The organism is Niallia sp. FSL W8-0635, from assembly GCF_038007965.1.
Classification (GTDB): Bacteria; Bacillota; Bacilli; order Bacillales; family Cytobacillaceae; genus Niallia.
Map to the genome: position 1 here is coordinate 1 of NZ_JBBOYD010000001.1, position 22,329 is coordinate 22,329.

The 22,329-nt window shown below is 38.4% G+C and carries 13 protein-coding genes, 2 tRNA genes, 3 rRNA genes and 1 other annotated feature; of the genes, 17 read left to right on the forward strand and 1 reads right to left on the reverse strand.

All coding sequences use genetic code 11. The annotated features are described in order from the left end of the window. The 13 genes from dnaA to rrf form a co-directional block, all read left to right on the forward strand. The coding region (gene dnaA / locus NYE52_RS00005; protein ID WP_445669080.1) for a chromosomal replication initiator protein DnaA at positions 1-1,341 on the forward strand (1,341 nt) is incomplete at its 5' end. A 197-nt stretch (positions 1,342-1,538) separates the two neighbouring features. Then, positions 1,539-2,672 (forward strand): DNA polymerase III subunit beta, encoded by a 1,134-nt coding sequence (gene dnaN, locus NYE52_RS00010; RefSeq protein ID WP_341191235.1) that lies wholly within the window; start codon positions 1,539-1,541, stop codon positions 2,670-2,672. Positions 2,673-2,891: 219 nt separating this feature from the next. Next, positions 2,892-3,104: a S4 domain-containing protein YaaA gene (gene yaaA / locus NYE52_RS00015; protein WP_047944608.1), complete on the forward strand. Its 213-nt coding sequence runs from the start codon at positions 2,892-2,894 to the stop codon at positions 3,102-3,104. Between the two features lie 15 nt (positions 3,105-3,119). Beyond that, complete coding sequence (gene recF / locus NYE52_RS00020; protein ID WP_341191236.1) at positions 3,120-4,238, forward strand: DNA replication/repair protein RecF; 1,119 nt, start codon at positions 3,120-3,122, stop codon at positions 4,236-4,238. Between the two features lie 16 nt (positions 4,239-4,254). Continuing rightward, a complete protein-coding gene (remB, locus tag NYE52_RS00025; RefSeq protein ID WP_341191237.1) occupies positions 4,255-4,500 on the forward strand; it encodes an extracellular matrix regulator RemB in 246 nt (81 codons plus the stop codon). A gap of 57 nt (positions 4,501-4,557) precedes the next feature. Continuing rightward, entirely contained in the window at positions 4,558-6,489 is a 1,932-nt protein-coding gene (gene gyrB, locus NYE52_RS00030; RefSeq protein ID WP_341191238.1) for a DNA topoisomerase (ATP-hydrolyzing) subunit B, read from the forward strand. Between the two features lie 158 nt (positions 6,490-6,647). Continuing rightward, the gene (gyrA, locus tag NYE52_RS00035) at positions 6,648-9,170 is read left to right on the forward strand and encodes a DNA gyrase subunit A (RefSeq protein WP_341191239.1); all 2,523 of its coding nucleotides are present in this window, start codon (positions 6,648-6,650) and stop codon (positions 9,168-9,170) included. Positions 9,171-9,370: 200 nt separating this feature from the next. Further along, a complete protein-coding gene (locus tag NYE52_RS00040) occupies positions 9,371-10,447 on the forward strand; it encodes an HD-GYP domain-containing protein (protein WP_341191240.1) in 1,077 nt (358 codons plus the stop codon). 444 nt (positions 10,448-10,891) lie between these two features. After that, positions 10,892-12,440, forward strand: a 16S ribosomal RNA gene (locus NYE52_RS00045). A 122-nt stretch (positions 12,441-12,562) separates the two neighbouring features. Beyond that, a tRNA-Ile gene (locus NYE52_RS00050) sits at positions 12,563-12,639 on the forward strand. 23 nt (positions 12,640-12,662) lie between these two features. Further along, positions 12,663-12,738, forward strand: a tRNA-Ala gene (locus NYE52_RS00055). Between the two features lie 262 nt (positions 12,739-13,000). Further along, positions 13,001-15,935: ribosomal RNA gene (locus tag NYE52_RS00060) — 23S ribosomal RNA — on the forward strand. A 94-nt stretch (positions 15,936-16,029) separates the two neighbouring features. Beyond that, positions 16,030-16,146: ribosomal RNA gene (rrf, locus tag NYE52_RS00065) — 5S ribosomal RNA — on the forward strand. Together the 16S, 23S and 5S rRNA genes with 2 tRNA genes alongside form the textbook arrangement of a ribosomal RNA operon. Before the next feature lie 111 nt (positions 16,147-16,257). Here the strand turns inward: rrf and NYE52_RS00070 are convergent. Then, positions 16,258-17,217 carry a YaaC family protein gene (locus NYE52_RS00070; RefSeq protein ID WP_341191241.1) on the reverse strand — a complete coding sequence of 320 codons (960 nt, stop codon included), beginning with the start codon at positions 17,215-17,217 and terminating at the stop codon, positions 16,258-16,260. Positions 17,218-17,330: 113 nt separating this feature from the next. On the opposite strand from NYE52_RS00070, the gene guaB reads away from it, so the two are divergent. The 4 genes from guaB to pdxT all read left to right on the forward strand — a co-directional run bounded on the left by guaB (position 17,331) and on the right by pdxT (position 22,017). Beyond that, positions 17,331-18,797: an IMP dehydrogenase gene (gene guaB, locus NYE52_RS00075; RefSeq protein WP_341191242.1), complete on the forward strand. Its 1,467-nt coding sequence runs from the start codon at positions 17,331-17,333 to the stop codon at positions 18,795-18,797. A gap of 166 nt (positions 18,798-18,963) precedes the next feature. Then, positions 18,964-20,295 (forward strand): D-alanyl-D-alanine carboxypeptidase family protein, encoded by a 1,332-nt coding sequence (locus NYE52_RS00080; protein WP_341191243.1) that lies wholly within the window; start codon positions 18,964-18,966, stop codon positions 20,293-20,295. Between the two features lie 233 nt (positions 20,296-20,528). After that, positions 20,529-21,410 (forward strand): pyridoxal 5'-phosphate synthase lyase subunit PdxS, encoded by an 882-nt coding sequence (pdxS, locus tag NYE52_RS00085; RefSeq protein ID WP_341191244.1) that lies wholly within the window; start codon positions 20,529-20,531, stop codon positions 21,408-21,410. 1 nt (position 21,411) lies between these two features. Then, positions 21,412-22,017 carry a pyridoxal 5'-phosphate synthase glutaminase subunit PdxT gene (pdxT, locus tag NYE52_RS00090; protein WP_341191245.1) on the forward strand — a complete coding sequence of 202 codons (606 nt, stop codon included), beginning with the start codon at positions 21,412-21,414 and terminating at the stop codon, positions 22,015-22,017. Positions 22,018-22,068: 51 nt separating this feature from the next. After that, positions 22,069-22,294 (forward strand) — a binding site (T-box leader). The last annotated feature ends 35 nt before the right edge of the window (positions 22,295-22,329 follow it).

Below are 22,329 nucleotides of genomic sequence, written 5' to 3' on the forward strand. Positions count from 1 at the left end.
TTGAACAATATAACGGATCTTTGGAATAACGCTTTGAGCACGATCGAGACAAAGATCAGTAAGCCAAGTTTTGATACATGGCTTAAACCTACAAAAGCTCATTCCTTACAGGGCGATCTTCTAGTTGTTACAGCACCTAATGAATTCGCGCGAGATTGGCTAGAAGAAAGATATTCCCAATTAATTGCTGAAATTCTTTATGAAATTACGGGTGAAGGACTCCTAGTGAAATTTATTATTCCTCAAAATCAAAAGGAAGAGGAATTTGATCAGCAAATTTCTACAAAACGGAAGAAAAAGGAAGAAGAAGTTACAGAGCAAACAATCTTAAATTCAAAGTATACTTTTGATACTTTTGTAATTGGATCTGGTAATCGCTTTGCCCATGCCGCTTCTCTTGCTGTTGCTGAAGCACCTGCAAAAGCATACAATCCTCTATTTATTTATGGAGGAGTTGGACTTGGAAAAACACACTTAATGCATGCAATTGGTCATTATGTTTTAGACCATAATCCATCTGCTAAAGTGGTATATTTATCGTCCGAAAAATTCACAAATGAATTTATCAATAGTATTCGTGACAACAAAGGTGCTGAGTTCCGTGATAAGTATCGAAATGTAGATGTTCTTTTAATAGATGATATTCAATTTCTTGCTGGAAAAGAATCAACACAAGAAGAATTTTTCCATACATTTAACACTTTACATGAGGAAAGCAAACAAATTATTATCTCTAGTGACCGCCCTCCAAAAGAGATTCCAACACTAGAAGATCGCCTGCGCTCCCGTTTTGAGTGGGGACTTATCACTGATATTACCCCACCAGACTTAGAGACACGAATTGCTATTTTAAGAAAAAAAGCAAAAGCTGATGGATTAGACATTCCGAATGAAGTAATGCTTTATATTGCTAATCAGATTGATACGAATATTCGTGAGCTAGAAGGTGCTCTTATTCGCGTTGTTGCTTATTCTTCCTTAATTAATAAAGATATCAATGCTGATTTAGCAGCTGAAGCCTTAAAAGATATTGTTCCTAGCTCTAAGCCGCGAGTAATAACTATTCATGATATTCAAAAGGTTGTAGGTGAGCTTTTTAATATTAAGTTAGAGGACTTTAAAGCAAAAAAACGAACAAAATCAATTGCATTTCCAAGGCAAATCGCTATGTATTTATCAAGAGAGCTAACTGATTTCTCCTTACCAAAAATCGGAGAAGAATTCGGTGGACGTGATCATACTACGGTCATTCATGCTCATGAAAAAATATCAAAAATGCTTTTAACTGATTCACTTCTACAAAAACAATTAAAAGAGATAAATGAACTCTTAAAAGTATAGATAGAATAATGTGTATAACTTCGCTTTATTTAAACACAGTCTATCCACATGTTGATAGACTGTGTTTACTTGCCTAAAACGAGTTATCCACATACTAACAGCGCCTACTACTTGTACTACTATTTTTTAAAAAATATATTATTAAAAAAAGCCATTAGAACTGTCATTCAAAAATTATTAAATCGGAGGATCAATTAATGAAATTCATCATCCAAAAAGAGAATCTTGTACAAAGTGTTCAAGACGTAATGAAAGCAATAACTAGTAGAACAACAATACCTATTCTCACTGGTATAAAGATTGTTGCAAGTGAAGAAGGAGTAACATTAACCGGAAGTGATTCAGACATTTCCATCGAATCTTTTATTCCTAAAGAAGAAAATGAACAAGAGATAGTGGATATTCAACAACCTGGTTCTATCGTTCTACAAGCGAAGTTTTTTAGTGAAATTGTTAAAAAGCTTCCTACCAATCAAGTTGAGATAATCGTTGATAATTTACAAACAACCATTCGTTCTGGAAAATCAGAATTTAATCTAAATGGACTCGATTCAGAAGAGTATCCGCATTTACCACAAATTACAGAACAAAATTCAATTAAGGTTCCTACAGATTTATTAAAAAACATTATTAAACAAACTGTTTTTGCAGTGTCCACCTCAGAAACACGACCAGTGTTGACAGGTGTAAACTGGAAGATTGAAAATAATGATCTAATCTGTATTGCAACAGATAGCCATCGACTTGCTTTAAGAAAAGCCAAAATAGAAGCAGAGACCGAGCAATCTTTTAATATTGTTATTCCAGGAAAAAGTTTAAACGAACTTAACCGTATTTTGGATGATCACAATGAACCAGTTGAAATTCTAGTGACGGAAAATCAAATTTTATTTAAAACAAAGCATATTCTTTTCTTCTCTCGTTTGTTAGAAGGAAATTATCCTGATACAAATCGCCTGATTCCAACTGAAAGCAAAACTGACATTATTGTGAATTCGAAGGAATTCCTCCAATCGATTGATCGTGCTTCTCTATTAGCCCGAGAAGGTCGAAATAATGTTGTTAAATTTTCAACAATGGGTGAAAATGTAATAGAAATTTCTTCTTTTACTCCTGAAATAGGAAAAGTTATTGAAGAATTAGTAAGTGAATCTGTTAGTGGTGAAGAACTGAAGATATCTTTCAGTGCTAAATTTATGATGGATGCACTAAAGGTTCTTGAAGGATCAGAAGTTAAAATTAGTTTTACTGGAGCAATGAGACCTTTTGTTATTCATCCAACAAATGATGATTCCACCTTACAACTTATATTGCCAGTTAGAACGTACTAAAAAGTATTGGGTGTTCCATTTAACGAACACCCATTTTTCTTTTTATTACTAGGGTGTATGAATATGCAAATTGGTTAATAAGTCGTTTGTGAGCATCGTTTTATCTCGCTCATTTAGAATATTACTTACTAATTTATAGAAATATTACACTTTTCTTTGTGTATCAATTAATTATTTAGTAGAATAGAAAGATACGATTAAAGTTGAGAGAGTGAAAAAATGAATAATCAAATTAAGATTGATACGGATTACATTACGTTAGGTCAATTTCTAAAAGTAGCAGAGTTAATACAATCAGGTGGAATGGCAAAATGGTTCCTAGGAGAATATGAGGTATTTGTAAATGGGGAACAGGATCAGCGCAGAGGAAGAAAGTTAAGAAGTGGTGATGAAATAAATATTCCTTCATTTGGCAAATACACTGTTTTGTAAAAAGGGTGAAACCAAATGTACATTGATGAGTTGCTTTTAAGAAATTACCGAAATTATGAGGAACTGGATATTTCTTTTGAGAATAAAGTAAATGTGATTTTAGGAGAAAATGCACAAGGGAAAACCAATGTGATGGAATCAATCTATGTTCTAGCTATGGCGAAGTCTCATCGAACCTCAAATGATAAAGAACTTATTTGTTGGGACAAAGAGTATGCTAAAATAGAAGGTAGATTAGTCAAAACACATGGGAAAGTCCCCATGCAGTTAGTTGTGTCCAAAAAGGGAAAAAAAGCAAAATTTAATCATATAGAGCAGCGGAAATTGAGTCAATATATCGGCAATATGAACGTAGTCATGTTCGCACCTGAAGACTTAAACCTAGTAAAAGGTAGCCCACAAATTAGAAGAAGATTTATTGATATGGAAATTGGGCAAATATCACCTGTATATTTGCATGATATGGGACAATATCAAAAAATACTACACCAGCGAAACACCTACTTAAAACAACTACAAATGAATAAACAAACCGATCATACCATGCTTGAGATTTTGACAGAGCAATTTATTGATATGGCAGTTAAAGTGGTAGCGAAGCGTTTTGAATTTCTGCATTTGCTGGAAAAGTGGGCGGTGCCTATTCATAAAGGAATATCTCGGGGGCTAGAAACACTGGAAATTCGCTATAAACCTTCTGTTGATGTATCAGAAGATCAGGATTTGTCGAAAATGAAGAGTGTATACGAAGAAAAATTCCAGAATCTAAAAAAACGAGAAATTGATAGAGGAATAACCTTATTTGGACCTCATCGTGATGATATGCTGTTTTATGTGAACAATAGAGATGTGCAAACTTTTGGTTCACAAGGACAGCAAAGAACGACTGCGTTATCCATTAAAATGGCAGAGATTGAACTGATTTATTCAGAAATACGTGAATATCCGATTCTACTTTTAGATGATGTGCTTTCTGAATTGGATGACTATCGTCAATCTCATTTGTTAAATACCATTCAAGGAAAAGTACAGACTTTTGTTACGACAACGAGTGTTGATGGCATAGACCATCATACGTTAAAAGAAGCAGCGACTTATCAAGTTGAATCAGGAACAATAAAAAAGATTCAATAGCTTTGAGGTGAAAAAAGTGTACGTTCATATTGGAGAAAATATTCTTGTCCGAACTTCAGAAATTATAACTATATTAGATAAACAAACAGTAGAGTCATCTCCTATTTCAAAAGAATTTTTAGAACGGCAAAAAGCAATGATTAATGGGAAAGGTTCATCTTATAAATCTATTGTGATAACGAAGGATACTATCTATTTTTCACCGATTGCTTCTAATACGTTAAAAAAACGAACGGTCCAGTTAACTGTTCAAGAGTACTAATGGATGCAAAATACAATGTAAAAATTTTCGATGTTAATGGAAAGTTAGGTGATCGATATGTCAACGGAACAAAATCCAGTTGAACAACAATCTTATGATGAAAGTCAGATACAGGTTTTAGAAGGCCTAGAGGCTGTAAGAAAAAGACCAGGGATGTATATTGGGTCAACAAGTAGTCGAGGTCTCCACCATTTAGTATGGGAAATTGTCGATAACAGTATCGATGAGGCGCTAGCCGGTTTTTGTAATGAGATTAATGTCATTATTGAAAAAGATAATAGTATTACTGTTAAAGATAATGGTCGCGGAATTCCTGTTGGTATTCAGGAGAAAATGGGAAGACCTGCTGTAGAAGTAATCATGACTGTTCTTCATGCCGGAGGAAAATTTGGCGGTGGAGGCTATAAAGTTTCTGGAGGACTTCATGGTGTTGGTGCTTCTGTAGTAAATGCTCTTTCAACGGAATTAGAAGTTTTTGTTCACCGTGATGGGAATGTCTATTACCAAAAATATCAAAAGGGTGTACCTGCCGCTGATTTGAAAATAATTGGTGAAACAGATCATACTGGTACGACTACACGCTTTAAACCAGATGGTGAGATTTTTAAGGAAACATTAGAGTATGATTTTGAAATCTTGGCTAACCGTATCAGAGAGCTTGCTTTCTTGAATCGCGCTATTCGTATTACGATTGAAGATATGCGTGAAGGTATGGAGAAAAGGAAAGAATACCATTATGAGGGTGGTATAAAGTCCTATGTAGAGCATTTAAATCGAAATAAAGAAGTGCTTTTTGAAGAACCGATTTATATTGAAGGAGAAAAAGACGGCATAAATGTCGAGATTTCTTTTCAATATAATGATGGCTATACGGGAAATATTTTTTCATTTGCTAACAATATTAATACCCATGAAGGTGGAACGCATGAATTTGGTTTCAAAACAGCTCTTACTCGTGTGATTAATGATTATGCAAGAAAAAATAGCTTATTAAAAGAATCCGATACAAATCTTTCTGGTGAGGATGTAAGGGAAGGGATTGTGGCGATTGTTTCTGTTAAGCATCCAGATCCACAATTTGAAGGGCAAACCAAAACGAAATTAGGAAATTCAGAAGTCCGTGCTATTACAGATACTGTTTTTTCTGAACATCTTGAGAAATTCCTTTTAGAGAATCCTACTGTAGCTCGGAAAATTGTCGATAAAGGTCAAATGGCTTTACGAGCAAGAATTGCAGCGAAAAAAGCAAGGGAATTAACCCGTCGAAAAAGTGCTCTTGAGGTTTCAAGCTTACCTGGTAAATTGGCGGATTGCTCCTCAAGAGATCCGAAAATCAGTGAATTATTCATTGTAGAGGGTGACTCAGCGGGTGGTTCGGCAAAATCAGGTCGAGATCGTCATTTCCAAGCAATTCTTCCGTTGAGAGGGAAAATTCTTAACGTAGAAAAAGCGAGATTGGATCGAATTTTGTCCAATAATGAAGTTCGTTCTATGATTACTGCAATTGGAACTGGAATCGGGGATGATTATGATATATCAAAAGCTAGATATCATAAAATTGTTATTATGACAGACGCCGATGTCGATGGAGCGCATATCCGAACTCTATTGTTAACCTTCTTCTATCGTTATATGAGAAAAATTGTAGAAGCTGGTTATATCTATATTGCACAGCCACCTTTATATAGTATTAAACAAGGGAAAAAGCTTGAATATGCCTATAGTGATGCACAATTACAACAAGTTCTAAGTACTTTGCCAGCTAATCCTAAGCCAAATATTCAACGTTATAAAGGATTAGGAGAAATGAATGCAGAGCAATTATGGGATACAACAATGGATCCTGAAAAAAGAGTGCTTTTACAGGTAAGCTTAGATGATGTAATTGAAGCAGATGAAACATTTGAAATGCTCATGGGTGATAAAGTGGAGCCGCGCAGAAACTTTATCGAAGAAAATGCAACTTATGTAAAAAATCTAGATGTTTAAAGATAGGAAAAGAAATTTGGTGCTGATTAGATTGGCACCTTGTGTATTTCTTTAGACGGTTCGTTATTCCTATTAATTATGAGGAATTCGATTAGATTTTCCTTTTTGCTAGTAAGAAGAGAAAGAAAATCTAATTGTTTCTTAAGGAGGTTCCTTCCATGGCTGATATGCCAAATTCTCAAATTAAAGATAGAAATATAAGTAAAGAAATGCGTGATTCCTTTTTAGATTACGCGATGAGTGTTATTGTCTCACGTGCACTTCCAGATGTGCGAGATGGCTTAAAGCCTGTACACCGACGTATTTTATATGCCATGCATGATCTTGGGATGCACTCGGATAAACCATTTAAGAAATCAGCGCGTATTGTTGGTGAAGTAATCGGGAAGTATCATCCACATGGTGATAGTGCTGTTTATGAGACAATGGTTCGTATGGCGCAGGATTTCAACTACCGTTATATGCTAGTTGATGGACATGGTAACTTTGGATCTGTAGATGGTGATTCAGCTGCAGCAATGCGTTACACAGAAGCAAGAATGTCTAAAATAGCAATGGAGCTATTACGAGATATTAATAAAGATACTATTGATTATAAGCCAAACTTTGATGGCGAAGAAAAAGAACCAGTTGTATTACCTTCTCGTTTCCCAAATTTACTTGTAAATGGTACGAGCGGAATAGCAGTTGGAATGGCTACGAATATTCCTCCTCATCAATTGGGAGAAATAATTGATGGTGTTCTAGAAGTTAGTAAAAACCCCGATATCACAATACCTGAATTAATGGAAATTATACCAGGACCAGATTTTCCAACGTATGGAATGATTGTTGGTAGAAGTGGGATTAGAAAAGCATATGAAACAGGTAGAGGCTCCATTATATTACGAGCAAGAGTAGAAATTGAAGTGAAGCCTAGTGGTAAGGAAGTTATTATTGTGAAAGAAATTCCTTATCAGGTCAATAAAGCTCGACTAGTTGAGCGCATAGCAGAACTAGTACGTGATAAGAAAATTGATGGAATCACTGATTTACGAGATGAGTCTGACCGTACTGGAATGCGTATTGTAATCGAAGTGCGAAAAGACGCAAATGCTAATGTTCTATTAAACAATTTATACAAACATACGGCTATGCAGACAAGCTTTGGTATCAATCTTCTTGCATTAGTAGACGGACAACCAAAGGTACTTAATTTAAAACAGTGTCTAGCTTATTATTTAGATCACCAAAAGGTAATTATACGTAGAAGAACTGAATTCGAATTAAGAAAAGCAGAAGCTCGAGCACATATTTTAGAAGGACTGCGTATTGCGTTAGATCATTTAGACGAAGTGATTAGCTTAATTCGTAGCTCGCGTACAACAGATATTGCTCGGGAAGGATTAATGACGAATTTTAATCTTTCTGAAAAACAAGCACAAGCAATTCTTGATATGCGTCTACAAAGATTAACTGGCTTAGAAAGAGAGAAAATCGAGGACGAATATCGAGAATTAGTGAAGTTAATTGCGGAATTAAAAGCAATTCTAGCAGATGAAGAAAAAATCTTAGAGATTATTCGTGAAGAGCTTTTAGAAGTGAAGGAACGATTTAATGATATTCGCCGTACGGAAATTGTTGCTGGCGGAATTGAAACAATCGAAGATGAGGATTTAATTCCTGAAGAAAATATTATCATTACGTTAACTCATAATGGTTATATTAAGAGACTTCCAGCTTCTACTTACCGAGCGCAAAGACGTGGTGGGCGTGGAATTCAGGGAATGGGGACGAATGAGGATGACTTTGTTGAACAGCTAAGCTCCACATCTACCCATGATACTATCCTATTCTTTACGAATAAAGGGAAAGTATACCGATTGAAAGGCTATGAGATACCAGAATTCAGTCGGACAGCAAAAGGTATTCCAATTATTAACCTATTAGGTGTGGAAAAAGATGAGTGGGTAAATGCAATCATTCCAGTTTCAGAATTTGTCGATGATTGGTACCTATTCTTTACCACAAAAGAAGGAATCTCTAAACGTTCTCCATTATCATCGTTTGCCAATATAAGAAACAATGGTTTAATCGCTGTTAATTTAAGAGAAGATGATGAGCTAATCTCTGTACGCTTAACAGATGGATCAAAGGAAATTATTATTGGTACGAAAAACGGCTTACTTATCCGTTTCCCAGAAACAGATGTACGTTCAATGGGAAGAACAGCAACTGGGGTGAAAGGTATTACTCTATCATCTGGTGATGAAGTTGTAGGGATGGAAGTTCTTGAGGAAGATTCAGAAATTCTAATTGTAACAAAGTATGGCTATGGAAAAAGAACGCCGCTTGATGAATATAGAGTTCAAGGTAGAGGCGGAAAAGGTATTAAAACATGTAATGTCACTGATAAGAATGGTACTCTTGTTTCTATGAAGGTAGTGACAGGGGAAGAAGATTTAATGATTATTACAACTGGCGGCGTTTTAATCAGAATGGCTGTTAGTGATATTTCCACTATGGGTAGAAGCACACAGGGTGTTCGATTAATTAAACTTAACGAAAATGAAAATGAATTTGTAGCAACTGTTGCTATAGTAGAAAAAGAAGATGAAGAAATAGAAGACGAAGAAGTAGAGAACCTTTCTGAAGAAACACAACAAGAATCTTTAGAAAATGATACGGATTCAGACGAATAATATTTTAGAGATGTCTTTAGGGAAACCAATAAAGACATCTCTTTTTTTATAGATATTATTTTGCTTTTAAATAAAGTTTATGGATAGCGAGAATAAAAAGTAAAATGGTTTTTAGGTGTAAAGTCATAATTTAATAGGTTACATTTGTGGAAAAATAAATTAAAATAGTAAAAAAGTCCATTTTTAAAAGGTGGTTTGAAATGATTATAAAGGTAGAAGAGTTGCAAAATGGAAGTATTTTAGCAGAGGATATATATATACGAACAAATAGACCGATTATTACCGCAAAAACAGTATTAGAAGAGGAACATATAAAGATATTGAAAGCTTTCTTAGTAAAGGAAATTGTCATCGAAAATACGCAAATAGATGGCACGAAAATTATGGAATCAAGCTCCTCTATTCCTAAACAGATTAGGGAAGAAAAGAAAAATGATTTTTTAGAGCTTTTTTTGCAAACAGTTCAATTATATAAAAAAGAATTTATATCATGGCAATCTGGATTATCTGTAAATATAGCAAATGTTAGAAATATCCTTTTACCGTTATTAGATGAGCTAGAAAGCGTGTCAAAAGAAATTTTTTCACTCTATCACTTATCTAATAAAAAAGAATACCTTTATCAGCACTCTATTGCGGTTGCAGTTATCAGTGCACTTATAGCCCAAAAGATGAACTATAGCTATAGAGATATGGTTCAGGTAGCATTGGCAGGTTGTTTAAGTGATGCTGGAATGGCTAAGATTAACCAACGATTATTGCATAAAATAGAACCACTAACGGAAGAAGAATTTAATGAAGTTAAAAAACATACTAGATACAGTTTAGAAATGATTCCTGAACATACTTTATTAAAAAATGAAACTCGTCTTGCTATTTATCAACATCATGAAAGAGTAGATGGAAGTGGATATCCAATGGGAAATGCTGATAATAAGATACATGCTTTCGCTAAGATTATAGCTGTAGCCGATACTTTTCATGCAATGACATCAGAAAGATTATATCGGAAGAAACAATCTCCTTTTCGAGTGGTTGAACAAATGCGTCAGGATCATTTTGGGAAATTTGATATAACTGTCTTACAATCACTTAGTAATGCGATCACTCAATTTACTACAGGGAGTAAAATTAGATTATCAAACGGAGAAAAAGCAGAAATTTTGTTTATAAGTAACACCCCAACTAGACCTTTAGTTAAAACGTTAGAAAACAATTTGATTCTTGATTTAGAAAAAAATAGACATTTATTTATAGAAGAGACTCTAGAATATTGATATTAAGCTAGTAGAAAAAAGATAATTGTATGGTTTGGTTGACGAAGATAAGATGTCTTTTCATGTAATGATGTATTTTTAAATAAGGAGATTTTCTTTGTTCATTCAGAATGAATTTATAGAGAAATGACTTCTCTAAGAAAGAGGGGAAATATATTTAATATAAAATAATTGTTTTTTTCTTGAAAAAGTTTTAAAAAACTATTGCATAGTAGTATAAACGTTGCTATAATAATACAAGTCAGCAAGAGACATGAAAAACTTTTTGAAAAACATATTGACTAATTAACTATCAATGTGATATCATTTAAAAGTTGTCTCTTATGAGATTGCTCTTTGAAAACTGAACAAACAAACGTCAACAATAAACGTTTTATAACTAACGTTATAGAATGACAACAAGTAACAAAAAAGCTAGAGTTTAGCAATGAGCTAATCAACTCTTTATTGGAGAGTTTGATCCTGGCTCAGGACGAACGCTGGCGGCGTGCCTAATACATGCAAGTCGAGCGGACTTTAAAAGCTTGCTTTTAAAGTTAGCGGCGGACGGGTGAGTAACACGTGGGCAACCTGCCTGTAAGACTGGGATAACTTCGGGAAACCGGAGCTAATACCGGATAATCCTTTTCCACTCATGTGGAAAAGCTGAAAGACGGTTTACGCTGTCACTTACAGATGGGCCCGCGGCGCATTAGCTAGTTGGTGAGGTAACGGCTCACCAAGGCAACGATGCGTAGCCGACCTGAGAGGGTGATCGGCCACACTGGGACTGAGACACGGCCCAGACTCCTACGGGAGGCAGCAGTAGGGAATCTTCCGCAATGGACGAAAGTCTGACGGAGCAACGCCGCGTGAGTGATGAAGGTTTTCGGATCGTAAAACTCTGTTGTTAGGGAAGAACAAGTACAAGAGTAACTGCTTGTACCTTGACGGTACCTAACCAGAAAGCCACGGCTAACTACGTGCCAGCAGCCGCGGTAATACGTAGGTGGCAAGCGTTGTCCGGAATTATTGGGCGTAAAGCGCGCGCAGGCGGTCCTTTAAGTCTGATGTGAAAGCCCACGGCTCAACCGTGGAGGGTCATTGGAAACTGGGGGACTTGAGTGCAGAAGAGAAGAGTGGAATTCCACGTGTAGCGGTGAAATGCGTAGAGATGTGGAGGAACACCAGTGGCGAAGGCGACTCTTTGGTCTGTAACTGACGCTGAGGCGCGAAAGCGTGGGGAGCAAACAGGATTAGATACCCTGGTAGTCCACGCCGTAAACGATGAGTGCTAAGTGTTAGAGGGTTTCCGCCCTTTAGTGCTGCAGCAAACGCATTAAGCACTCCGCCTGGGGAGTACGGCCGCAAGGCTGAAACTCAAAGGAATTGACGGGGGCCCGCACAAGCGGTGGAGCATGTGGTTTAATTCGAAGCAACGCGAAGAACCTTACCAGGTCTTGACATCCTCTGACACTCCTAGAGATAGGACGTTCCCCTTCGGGGGACAGAGTGACAGGTGGTGCATGGTTGTCGTCAGCTCGTGTCGTGAGATGTTGGGTTAAGTCCCGCAACGAGCGCAACCCTTGATCTTAGTTGCCAGCATTAAGTTGGGCACTCTAAGGTGACTGCCGGTGACAAACCGGAGGAAGGTGGGGATGACGTCAAATCATCATGCCCCTTATGACCTGGGCTACACACGTGCTACAATGGATGGTACAAAGGGCAGCAAAGCGGCGACGCCTAGCAAATCCCATAAAACCATTCTCAGTTCGGATTGTAGGCTGCAACTCGCCTACATGAAGCTGGAATCGCTAGTAATCGCGGATCAGCATGCCGCGGTGAATACGTTCCCGGGCCTTGTACACACCGCCCGTCACACCACGAGAGTTTGTAACACCCGAAGTCGGTGGGGTAACCTTTATGGAGCCAGCCGCCTAAGGTGGGATAGATGATTGGGGTGAAGTCGTAACAAGGTAGCCGTATCGGAAGGTGCGGCTGGATCACCTCCTTTCTAAGGAAAATGGAATTTACATTCCATCAAAGATTGTTGACGATTTGTTGTTCAGTTTTGAGGGAGCAATTCCTCAAAAAATAGATAAGGTAAGAACCTTTTTACTTTATCAAACATAAAATGGGCCTATAGCTCAGCTGGTTAGAGCGCACGCCTGATAAGCGTGAGGTCGATGGTTCGAGTCCATTTAGGCCCACCATTTTAAAATTATATACCATTTTTGGGGCTTTAGCTCAGCTGGGAGAGCGCCTGCCTTGCACGCAGGAGGTCAGCGGTTCGATCCCGCTAAGCTCCACCAAAATTGTTCTTTGAAAACTAAATCATTAAATAGAAGTAACCAAGATAAACCGAGTAATCGCCATCTTAGATTCTCTATTTTAGAGAATTACTTCTTTGAAAAGTAATCGTATTAATCGAATGCTTATTCGAAGATTTGAGAGCAAAGAGAAGCAAGTAGGTCAAGGAAGCGACCGAGCGAGCACCGGAGCGTACGCTAGTACGTGAGGAGCAGAGTGAGAGAGCTGACGAAGAGATACGCCGCTTATCTTTGGTCGAAACTAAGTTAAGTTAGAAAGGGCGCACGGTGGATGCCTTGGCACTAGGAGCCGATGAAGGACGGGATTAACACCGATATGCTTTGGGGAGCTGTAAGTAAGCTTTGATCCAGAGATTTCCGAATGGGGAAACCCTCTATCCGTAATGGGATAGAATCTTTACCTGAATACATAGGGTACTGAAGGCAGACCCGGGGAACTGAAACATCTAAGTACCCGGAGGAAGAGAAAGCAAACGCGATTCCCTGAGTAGCGGCGAGCGAAACGGGATTAGCCCAAACCAAGAGGCTTGCCTCTTGGGGTTGTAGGACACTCTATATGGAGTTACAAAGGAACGGGGTAGACGAATCGATCTGGAAAGGTCAGTCGTAGAAGGTAAAAACCCTGTAGTCGAAACTTCGTTCCCTCTTGAGTGTATCCTGAGTACGGCGGGACACGAGAAATCCCGTCGGAAGCAGGGAGGACCATCTCCCAAGGCTAAATACTCCCTAGTGACCGATAGTGAACCAGTACCGTGAGGGAAAGGTGAAAAGCACCCCGGAAGGGGAGTGAAATAGATCCTGAAACCGTGTGCCTACAAGTAGTTAGAGCCCTTTTATGGGTGATAGCGTGCCTTTTGTAGAATGAACCGGCGAGTTACGATTACATGCGAGGTTAAGTTGATAAGACGGAGCCGCAGCGAAAGCGAGTCTGAATAGGGCGAAATAGTATGTGGTTGTAGACCCGAAACCAGGTGATCTACCCATGTCCAGGGTGAAGTCCAGGTAACACTGGATGGAGGCCCGAACCCACGCACGTTGAAAAGTGCGGGGATGAGGTGTGGGTAGCGGAGAAATTCCAATCGAACTTGGAGATAGCTGGTTCTCTCCGAAATAGCTTTAGGGCTAGCCTCAAGATTTAGAGTATTGGAGGTAGAGCACTGTTTGGACTAGGGGCCCCCATCGGGTTACCGAATTCAGACAAACTCCGAATGCCAAATACTTATTCTTGGGAGTCAGACTACGAGTGATAAGATCCGTGGTCAAGAGGGAAACAGCCCAGACCACCAGCTAAGGTCCCAAAGTATACGTTAAGTGGAAAAGGATGTGGAGTTGCTTAGACAACCAGGATGTTGGCTTAGAAGCAGCCACCATTTAAAGAGTGCGTAATAGCTCACTGGTCGAGTGACTCTGCGCCGAAAATGTACCGGGGCTAAACGTATCACCGAAGCTGTGGATTGACATCTATGATGTCAGTGGTAGGAGAGCGTTCTAAGGGCGTTGAAGCTAGACCGTAAGGACTGGTGGAGCGCTTAGAAGTGAGAATGCCGGTATGAGTAGCGAAAGATGAGTGAGAATCTCATCCACCGAATGCCTAAGGTTTCCTGAGGAAGGCTCGTCCGCTCAGGGTTAGTCGGGACCTAAGCCGAGGCTGAAAAGCGTAGGCGATGGACAACAGGTTGATATTCCTGTACCACCTTTAAATCGTTTGAGCAATGGGGGGACGCAGGAGGATAGGGTAAGCGTGCTGTTGGATTAGCACGTCCAAGCAGTTAGGCCGGTAATGAGGCAAATCCCATTACCATACGGCGGAGCTGTGACGGCGAGGGAAATATAGTACCGAAGTTCCTGATTCCACACTGCCAAGAAAAGCCTCTAGCGAGATTTATGGTGCCCGTACCGCAAACCGACACAGGTAGGCGAGGAGAGAATCCTAAGGTGAGCGAGAGAACTCTCGTTAAGGAACTCGGCAAAATGACCCCGTAACTTCGGGAGAAGGGGTGCTCTTTTGGGTGTTAAAGCCCGAGAGAGCCGCAGTGAATAGGCCCAGGCGACTGTTTAGCAAAAACACAGGTCTCTGCGAAGCCGCAAGGCGAAGTATAGGGGCTGACACCTGCCCGGTGCTGGAAGGTTAAGAGGAGGGGTTAGCGTTCGCGCGAAGCTCTGAATTGAAGCCCCAGTAAACGGCGGCCGTAACTATAACGGTCCTAAGGTAGCGAAATTCCTTGTCGGGTAAGTTCCGACCCGCACGAAAGGTGTAACGATCTGGGCACTGTCTCAACGAGAGACTCGGTGAAATTATAGTACCTGTGAAGATGCAGGTTACCCGCGACAGGACGGAAAGACCCCGTGGAGCTTTACTGCAGCCTGATATTGAATTTTGGTACAGCTTGTACAGGATAGGTAGGAGCCTTGGAAGCCGGAGCGCCAGCTTCGGTGGAGGCATTGGTGGGATACTACCCTGGCTGTATTGACATTCTAACCCGCACCCCTTATCGGGGTGGGAGACAGTGTCAGGTGGGCAGTTTGACTGGGGCGGTCGCCTCCTAAAAAGTAACGGAGGCGCCCAAAGGTTCCCTCAGAATGGTTGGAAATCATTCGTAGAGTGTAAAGGCACAAGGGAGCTTGACTGCGAGACCTACAAGTCGAGCAGGGACGAAAGTCGGGCTTAGTGATCCGGTGGTTCCGCATGGAAGGGCCATCGCTCAACGGATAAAAGCTACCCCGGGGATAACAGGCTTATCTCCCCCAAGAGTCCACATCGACGGGGAGGTTTGGCACCTCGATGTCGGCTCATCGCATCCTGGGGCTGTAGTCGGTCCCAAGGGTTGGGCTGTTCGCCCATTAAAGCGGTACGCGAGCTGGGTTCAGAACGTCGTGAGACAGTTCGGTCCCTATCCGTCGTGGGCGTAGGAAATTTGAGAGGAGCTGTCCTTAGTACGAGAGGACCGGGATGGACGCACCGCTGGTGTACCAGTTGTCTTGCCAAAGGCATCGCTGGGTAGCTATGTGCGGAAGGGATAAGTGCTGAAAGCATCTAAGCATGAAGCCCCCCTCAAGATGAGATTTCCCATAGCGCAAGCTAGTAAGATCCCTGAAAGATGATCAGGTTGATAGGTCAGAGGTGGAAGCGTGGCGACATGTGGAGCTGACTGATACTAATAGATCGAGGACTTAACTAAAAAATCTTAGCGCAAGCTAAGTAAGATTACTCGGCAAAATGGTTTACTTCTAAAATGATTTAGTTTTGAGAGAACAATTCTCTAACTAAATAAGTCTGGTGGCGATAGCGAGAAGGTCACACCCGTTCCCATACCGAACACGGAAGTTAAGCTTCTCAGCGCCGATGGTAGTTGGGGGTTCTCCCCCTGTGAGAGTAGGACGTCGCCAGGCACTAATGAAACAAGCATCTACTTTGGTGGATGCTTGTTTTTTTTTACTAAACAAGACCAAGACTAAAAAATATAGTCTAGAAAAAGGGAAACCAGCTAGTCTGAGCTCCCATTAGCTATTTGCTAGATTTTCTAAAAATTGATAAACCAACTGAGGACCTTTTTCTGCAGCTATTAGTAAAAAGGATTCAATAAAGGGATAATCTTTATTTGGCATTGTTTTTAATAATTCACTCCACCATTCAATTTCATATCTAGCAATCATACTTAGGTTATATAAAATTAAATAATGACTTAATAGTTCATTTGAAAAACAAGTTATTTCTTTATCGGTAGAAAGAACATTTGATTTTTCCCTGCTATCCCAATGAATGAATTTATTCCCATAGATAGGTTCTAAAAGCCGAATGCCCAACTCTTTTTTATTTTCCTCCACTTCCTCTATCTGAATTCCATGATTCCTTTCAAGATACTTTATAAAATGATTAGCATTCATAAAGTATAAATCTAATATTTGTTTTGGAATGACTAAAAGTGGGTGATGATACTTCGCTTGTATGAAAGTGGATTTCCCTTCTAATGCCTGAAACAAAGTTGATAATTCAGGAATTTGATTTAAAAGGTATTCCATTTTCACTTTTTCTCCTTCAAGGTTTTTACAGTGAAACATTTTTTCTGCCATATAAGTAAACAGCCCATTTTTTTGAATCTTTACTTCGTCTTGAAAAAATAAGTATTGTTGCTTTTTAAGTTTTCTTGTTGAAACGCCATGTGCTAAAACAGAAGTTGTGTTTGGATAACTTGGATCAATTGTAAGTAAACATGCTTTTATTAAATGAACTAGGCCATAAAATAAGAGGATGGGCTGAATACTCAAAGGAGCGTTCTTTGCTTGCTGGTAGTATAATTTTCCATGTTCTAAAAAGTACATGAAGGGATAGCAATTTTGATAGCTTTTTGATTCTATATCGGATATATGTAAAATACGATAGCATTTTTTTAGAAAATTTTGGCTGTATTCTGCGGAAAAAAAACAACTAAAAGAGCTCCAGTCTTTATAAAAATTGGACATTTTTAAACCTCCTAGAATTTTTTGAAAAGTTAAACATATTAAACTAACCTTGACAGTATTTTATCCAATTGATAACCTACTAATAATATTTTTAACAATATGGAGGCGTTAAAATGTGGGAAAGTAAATTTGCAAAAGAAGGATTAACGTTTGATGATGTTCTTTTAATTCCAGCTAAATCGGAAGTTTTGCCTCGAGATGTAAGCTTAAAGGTAAAATTAGCGGAAAATCTTAACCTAAACATTCCGCTTATTAGTGCAGGAATGGATACAGTAACAGAAGCAGAAATGGCTATTGCCATTGCAAGACAAGGTGGATTAGGTATTATTCATAAAAACATGTCTATTGAACAACAGGCTGAGCAGGTAGATAAAGTAAAACGCTCAGAGAGTGGTGTAATCACAGATCCTTTCTTTTTAACTCCAGAACACCAAGTATTTGATGCAGAGCATTTAATGGGTAAATATCGTATTTCTGGTGTGCCAATTGTTAATAATAACGATGAGCAAAAACTAGTAGGTATTCTTACTAACCGAGACCTTCGTTTTATTGAAGACTTTTCCATTAAAATTTCAGATGTTATGACGAAAGAAAATTTAGTAACGGCTCCAGTAGGAACAACCTTAGAAGAAGCAGAAAAAATCTTACAAAAATACAAGATTGAAAAATTACCTTTAATCGATGAAGAAGGTGTATTAAAGGGATTAATCACAATTAAAGATATAGAAAAAGTAATTGAATTTCCTCATTCAGCAAAAGATGCTCAAGGAAGATTATTAGTGGGTGCTGCTGTTGGAGTAACAAACGATGCGTTAAAACGAGTAGAATTGCTTGTGAAGTCAAATGTTGATGTAATTGTCATTGATACTGCCCATGGTCACTCCCGTGGCGTACTAGAGGGTATTAGAGACATTAGAAACGCATACCCTGATTTAACTATTATCGCAGGTAATGTAGCTACTGCAGAAGGAACAAGAGCATTAATTGAAGCTGGAGCAGATATTGTTAAAGTTGGGATTGGACCAGGCTCTATTTGTACAACACGTGTAGTTGCTGGTGTAGGTGTTCCTCAAATTACAGCAGTTTATGATTGTGCTACTGAGGCTAGAAAGCACGGTAAATCCATTATTGCTGATGGAGGAATTAAATACTCTGGTGATATTGTAAAAGCTTTAGCAGCGGGTGGACATGCGGTTATGTTAGGAAGTTTACTTGCAGGTGTATCTGAAAGCCCAGGAGAGACAGAAATTTTCCAAGGTAGAAGATTTAAAGTATATAGAGGAATGGGTTCAGTTGCAGCGATGGAAAAAGGATCTAAAGATCGTTACTTCCAAGAGGATAACAAAAAATTTGTTCCAGAAGGTATTGAAGGTAGACTTCCTTACAAAGGACCACTTTCTGATACGATTTATCAATTAGTTGGTGGAATTCGCTCTGGTATGGGATACTGTGGGACAAAGGATCTATATGAATTAAGAGAAAATGCTCAATTTGTAAAAATGACAGGTGCTGGCTTAAGGGAAAGTCATCCACATGATGTTCAAATTACAAAAGAAGCACCAAATTACTCACTTTCTTAAGATCGAATAGTAGTAGGTTTTTAAAAAGTTTCCTTAATTTACAATAGACAGTGACCAAGTGCACTGTCTATTTTTTTTATTTTTTTTATGTTAAACTGTACAAGGGAAATAATTAACTAAAAAAAAAGATAGATTAATAGATAAAATAGTTTTGGAGGTTTTAATATTGAAACATGTAAAAAAGTGGACGGTATCTTTCATCATCGCGGTACTATTCTTAAGTACACTATCAACAGTTCTACCATATCAAGCAAGTGCTGCTGAAAACGATGCGCTTGGATTAGATGCAGGAGCAGCGATACTAGTAGATGCAAATACTGGTGAAATATTATATGAAAAAAATACGGATGAACTTCTTGGAGTTGCTTCCATGTCAAAGATGATGACAGAATATATTGTTCTGGAATCCATAAAAAATGGAAAAATCACATGGGATCAAAAAGTAAAAATAAATAACTATATTCACAGACTATCTGGTGCTCCTGGGTTATCAAATGTAGGGTTAACTGAAGGGGAAGAGTACACAGTTAAGGAATTGTATCAAGCGATGGCTATTCACTCAGGAAATGCTGCTACTGTTGCATTAGCAGAATTAATCGCAGGTACAGAAAAAAACTATATTAGTGTAATGAATCAAAAGGCTGAAGAGTTAGGATTAGTTGATTTTGAATTTGTTAACTCTTCTGGTTTAAATAACAGTGATTTATTAGGAAATATCCCAGCTGGAAGCGAGAAAGATGAAAATAAAATGTCGGCTAAAGCTGTTGCTAAATTAGCTTACCGTTTAATCCATGATTACCCAGAAATATTAGAGACATCTGGTATGGCAAGCTTAAAGTTTAGAGATGGAAGAGAATATAAAAACTTCAATTGGCTGATACCTTCTCTGATTTTTGGGTATGAAGGAGTAGATGGATTAAAAACCGGTTCTACTGATTATGCTAAATTTAATGTTACTGCTACTGCTCAAAAAGGAGATCAACGTTTTATTGTAGTTATTATGAAAAGTGAAACGAAAGATTCTCGTTTTGCAGAAGCAAGAAAAGTATTGGACTATGCTTTTGGTAATTTCTCTACAGAAGAGATTCTTCCAGCAAATTATGTAGATGCGAAAAATAAAACGTTAGATGTAACAAAAGGAAAAGAAGATAAAGTAAGTATTGGTACTAAGGATGCAATTAACTTAGTAATTAAAAATAGCGAAAAAGAAAATTATGTTGCGAAAATAGTATTGGATGAAAAAAAATTAAATGATGATGGTGAACTAACAGCTCCAGTTAAAAAAGGAGATAAGGTTGGTTATGTAACGGTACAAACGAAAGATGGAAAAGAAGTGGCATTCTTAACAACTGATGGAAAAGAAAAGGTACAAGTAGACTTAGTAGCGAATGAAACAGTGGAAAAAGCAAATTGGTTTGTTTTAGCTATGCGTGGAATTGGCTCATTCTTTTCTAATGTATGGGACAGTGTCTTTGATACTGTAAAAGGTTGGTTCTAATTCATTTGTCTTTCACTCAATCAAACCTTTTAAAGGAATAGTTTTTTTGAAAAACAACAAAGGGAAGGATCGGCTGGATAAATCGCATACATTTTATAAAATGAAAGAAAAAGAGCTTCTTGTATTGACAGAAGCTCTTTTTTATTGTTTATTTTCATTAGGGAATTACATTTTTATTCAAAAGATTACAATAATTTTGCTTTTAAAAAAAGATTCTTTACAGGGGGCAAACGATGAAAACTGGTACTGAAAGAGTAAAACGTGGAATGGCTGAAATGCAAAAAGGCGGAGTAATCATGGATGTTGTGAACGCAGAGCAAGCCAAGATTGCAGAGGAAGCAGGAGCGGTAGCAGTAATGGCTCTTGAACGAGTTCCTTCAGATATTCGCGCAGCTGGTGGGGTAGCTAGAATGGCAGATCCAACAATCGTAGAGGAAGTAATGAATGCAGTAACAATCCCTGTAATGGCAAAGGCACGTATTGGTCATATTGTTGAAGCTAGAGTGTTGGAAGCTATGGGTGTTGATTATATTGATGAGAGTGAAGTTTTAACTCCAGCAGATGAAGAGTATCATTTAAATAAAAATGAATATACTGTTCCGTTTGTATGTGGATGTCGTGATCTTGGAGAAGCAGCAAGACGTATCGGGGAAGGTGCTTCTATGCTTCGCACAAAAGGGGAACCAGGAACAGGGAATATTGTTGAGGCAGTTCGTCATATAAGAAAAGTTAATGCACAAGTCCGTAAAGTTGTACATATGAATGAAGATGAATTAATGACAGAAGCAAAAATCTTAGGCGCACCATATGAGCTACTTTTAGAAATTAAAAAATTAGGTCGTCTACCAGTTGTTAATTTTGCTGCTGGTGGTGTTGCAACACCTGCTGATGCAGCTTTAATGATGCACTTAGGTGCAGATGGTGTATTCGTAGGTTCAGGTATTTTTAAATCAGACAACCCTGCAAAATTTGCTAGAGCAATCGTAGAGGCAACTACTCATTATCAAGATTATAAGTTAATTGCAGAAATTTCTAAAAACCTTGGAACAGCAATGAAAGGAATTGAAATTTCTAGCTTAAGCCCAGAAGCACGTATGCAAGAGCGTGGTTGGTAAGATGAGTACAGTGCCAAACGTAAAAATAGGGGTCCTTGGTTTACAGGGGGCTGTAAGAGAACATATTAATGCTATTGAGGCGAACAATGCAGATGCTATTATTGTAAAGAAAAAAGAACAGCTAGATGAAATCGATGGCTTAATTATTCCTGGCGGAGAAAGTACTACGATGCGCCGGTTAATTGATAAATATGAGTTTATGGAGGCACTTCAAGCGTTCGCTCAATCTGGGAAACCAATGTTTGGAACATGCGCTGGTTTAATTTTATTGGCTAGATCCATTAAGGGCTATGATAAACCTCATATTGGTGTAATAGATGTACAAGTTGAGCGTAATTCTTTTGGTAGACAAAGGGAAAGCTTTGAGGCAAACCTAGATATCGCAGGAGTTGCAGAGGATTTTACAGCCGTATTTATTCGTGCACCACATATCGTGAGCGTTGGGGAGAATGTTGAAGTATTGGCTAAACATAATGATCGTATTGTAGCAGCGCGAGAAGGACAATTCTTAGGATGTTCTTTCCACCCTGAATTAACAGAGGATCATCGTTTAACTGGGTATTTTATCAATATGGCGATTGAGGCTAAGCAACACTTATTTGCATAAGCGGTTGAATTTCGGAAATAATTATAGTAAGATAAATGCAATTAATATATGGAATCTACTATGATAGGAAATAGTAACAGGTTACTTATTCTAAAAGAGAGCCGATGGTTGGTGTGAATCGGTGAATAAAGCTTGTGAATCCATCCTAGAGTAAAAACAAGGAACGCATATGTTTGCTAGTAATTGTTTTCGGTTAAAAACCGTTATGATCTTTAAGGTGAAAAGCAGTTTTTTGCTTTTAACTAGGGTGGCAACGCGGGTAACTCTCGTCCCTTTTTTGGGGACGGGAGTTTTTTGTTTGCGAAAAAAGTT

Coding starts and splice junctions, on each gene's coding strand:
- NYE52_RS00070 (WP_341191241.1), bottom strand. CDS start 17,217: ATGTCCAATTTTTATAAAGACTGGAGCTCTTTTAGTTGTTTTTTTTCC.
- gyrA (WP_341191239.1), top strand. CDS start 6,648: ATGGCTGATATGCCAAATTCTCAAATTAAAGATAGAAATATAAGTAAA.
- guaB (WP_341191242.1), top strand. CDS start 17,331: ATGTGGGAAAGTAAATTTGCAAAAGAAGGATTAACGTTTGATGATGTT.
- pdxS (WP_341191244.1), top strand. CDS start 20,529: ATGAAAACTGGTACTGAAAGAGTAAAACGTGGAATGGCTGAAATGCAA.
- gyrB (WP_341191238.1), top strand. CDS start 4,558: ATGTCAACGGAACAAAATCCAGTTGAACAACAATCTTATGATGAAAGT.
- recF (WP_341191236.1), top strand. CDS start 3,120: ATGTACATTGATGAGTTGCTTTTAAGAAATTACCGAAATTATGAGGAA.
- pdxT (WP_341191245.1), top strand. CDS start 21,412: ATGAGTACAGTGCCAAACGTAAAAATAGGGGTCCTTGGTTTACAGGGG.
- NYE52_RS00040 (WP_341191240.1), top strand. CDS start 9,371: ATGATTATAAAGGTAGAAGAGTTGCAAAATGGAAGTATTTTAGCAGAG.
- yaaA (WP_047944608.1), top strand. CDS start 2,892: ATGAATAATCAAATTAAGATTGATACGGATTACATTACGTTAGGTCAA.
- dnaN (WP_341191235.1), top strand. CDS start 1,539: ATGAAATTCATCATCCAAAAAGAGAATCTTGTACAAAGTGTTCAAGAC.